The sequence below is a fragment of the Aquimarina longa SW024 genome (assembly GCF_001401755.1).
GTDB classification, from domain to species: domain Bacteria; phylum Bacteroidota; class Bacteroidia; order Flavobacteriales; family Flavobacteriaceae; genus Aquimarina; species Aquimarina longa.
The window spans coordinates 1-2973 of sequence record NZ_AVQK01000078.1 but is presented as its reverse complement, the minus strand read 5'-3'; the positions used below and the strand labels follow the sequence as shown (position 1 = coordinate 2973).

Sequence of the window (2973 nt, the reverse complement as noted above, 5' to 3'; positions counted from 1 at the left end):
TCCTCCTAACTCAAAGAAATTATCATGTACTCCTACTTGTTCTACTCCTAATAACTCTTGCCAGATTGTAACTAACTCTTTCTCTATATCTGTACTAGCAGCTACATAAATACTACTCGATAACTCTGACATATCTGGATCTGGTAATGCCTTTTTATCAATCTTACCATGTGATGTCAATGGCATCTCATCTAACGTTACCCATAACAATGGAACCATATACTCTGGTAAACGAGTCTGCAAATACGCCTGAGTATCCTGCTTATCAAAAGTATCTGTACATGCTACATAACCCACTAATCGGTGATTCCCTAATGCATCCTCTTTGGCTAAAACACAACAACTCAACACTCCTAAGGAATCAGATAATACATTTTCGATCTCTCCTAATTCTATTCGATGACCTCGAATCTTTACTTGATCGTCCTTTCTTCCTAAAAACTCTAAACTACCATCACTAAGCCAACGAGCTAAATCTCCTGTCTTATACAAACGACTAGAATCCTCTACAAAGGGATCAATATCAAAGGATAAGGCTGTCTTCACCGGATCATTAACATAGCCTCTTCCAACACCTATACCTGAAACCCATAACTCCCCCATAACTCCTACAGGACAAAGACAACCTGTACAATCAACTACATATAATCGAAGATTCGATACAGGCTTACCTATAGAAACTGTAGCATTACTAGGAACTTCTTCTAACAAATGTAAACTCACATCATCAGATGCCTCTGTAGGTCCATAAGCATTAACTACAGGAATATCTGGATAACTAGCAAACCACCGACTAAGAAGCGATACTGAAACCGCCTCTCCGGTAACTAGAAAATGGGATAACTTATCTAAACCCTTAACACTATCGATCTCTAATAACCCTGAGATATACGAGGGGACTAGTTGTAAAATAGTAATAGCATCATCATATATACGATCTTTAAAGCCTAACGAGTCTATAATCTGATCTTCACTATAAATAACAATATGTCCCCCACATAATACACTACTTAATAACTGCCATACTGAAATATCAAAGGTAAATGGTGCTGTAAATGCAACTACACTACTGCTATCCATATCCAAATAATCAATCATCAATAGTAAATGATTAAGCATACCGGCATGTTCAATCATAGCTCCTTTAGGAACTCCTGTACTACCCGAAGTGTAAATAACGTAGGACAAGGAATCTGATGGAATAACAATTCCTAAATCACTATCAGGATATTCCTCTAAAACAGCAGATGAAGACCCCAAAACCAAAACCTCTAAATCAAACTCTGAAAAAAGGCATTCACTGCCCACATCTGTAATGATAACATTACTAGAAATATCACCTAAAATGTATGCGATACGAGACGCTGGATAATCTGGCTTGATAGGCACATAGCAACCACCTGATTTTAAGATACCAATAATACCAATCAACATCTCTAAGGAACGATCTAAGCAAATACCTATCATATCATCAGAAACGATGCCTTGTGAATGGAGGTAATGAGCTACCTGATTAGATCGAGAATCTAATTCTTGATAACTGATACTCTGATCTTCAAAAATACCTGCGATTGCATCAGGAGAATCTAAAACTTGACGCTTAAATAATTCTACAAAACCATCTTCTAATGGATAACTAACAGAAGTCGAATTAAAATCTTCTAATAAAAGATGTTCCTCTGCATCGGTAAGCATTGATAACCTTCCTAAGGGTGTATCTATATTAGAAACAATATTGCCTAATAACTCCTGATAATGATCTAATAATCGTAAAATACTCGACTCCTTAAATAAATCTGTACAGTATTCTACTTCTAGACTAATACCTGACGGAGTCTCTGAAGCAGTCATCGTTATATCAAACTGTGATGTCGTGTTCTCAAAATAATAGGGAGATAAACTCAAATCTTCTAAAGAGATAGCACCGTCTGTAGGCGCATTCTGTAGCTCAAACATTACCTGAAACAAGGCACTCCTACTCATATCTCGAGTCTGAACAACGCGATCTACAACTTTTTCGAATGGAGCAGATTGATGATCATAAGCACTCAGAGTAGTGTTTTTTAAATCCTTCAGAAAACAACTAAATGTAGCTTCTGGATTTAATGAACTCCGTAGGGCTAATGTATTGACAAAAAAACCAATCATACCTTCTAACTCGCGCTGAGTCCTATTAGCAATAGGGGTACCAACACAGATATCTTCCTGACCACTATATTTATATAACAAAACCTTAAAGGCACCTAACAACAGCATAAAAAGGGTAACCCCTTCTGATTTACTCATCGCTGAGAGGTCTGCACTTAACGATGCTGGTAATTGATACGATAATGTATGCCCCTTACTACTCTGTATCGAGGGACGAGCATAATCTGTAGGTAATTCTAAATAACTATGACCCGATAACTGATCCTCCCAATATGATAATTGTTCTTCTAAAACAGAACCTTCTAGATACTTACGTTGCCAGATTGCATAATCAGAATACTGAATTGGTAAAACAGGTAAAGAGGCTTCGCTACCTGTTTTTAATGAACTATAGAAACTTACAAACTCGTTTACCAAAATACCATTAGACCATCCATCACTAGAGATGTGATGAAAAACACCTGCTAAAACATAACGAGATGAGCCCAAATCATATAAACACATACGTAACATATAATCTGAGGACAAATCAAATGGACTTGCTATAAATGAGGATAATGAAGCCTCTAAATCACATTCTTCTAATGAAACTATACTTAGATCCCAATCAGAAGATGGCAAAACCTCTTGGTAGCCTACTCCATCAGTAGAATGAATGACGCTACGTAAAACCTCATGACGAGAAATAATCGATTGTAAACTTTCTCGTAGTACATCGATATCCAATGCGCCTTCTAATTGTAACACAATCGGCATATGATAGGCAACACTGCCTTCTAACTGATCGATAAACCATAGACGCTCTTGGCTAAATGATAAAGGAAC

The 2973-nt window shown here is 37.0% G+C and carries 1 protein-coding gene; it reads right to left on the bottom strand.

The genetic code is table 11. The annotated features are described in order from the left end of the window. The coding region (locus N456_RS08870; RefSeq protein ID WP_148639264.1) for a non-ribosomal peptide synthetase at window positions 1-2973 on the bottom strand (2973 nt) is incomplete at both ends.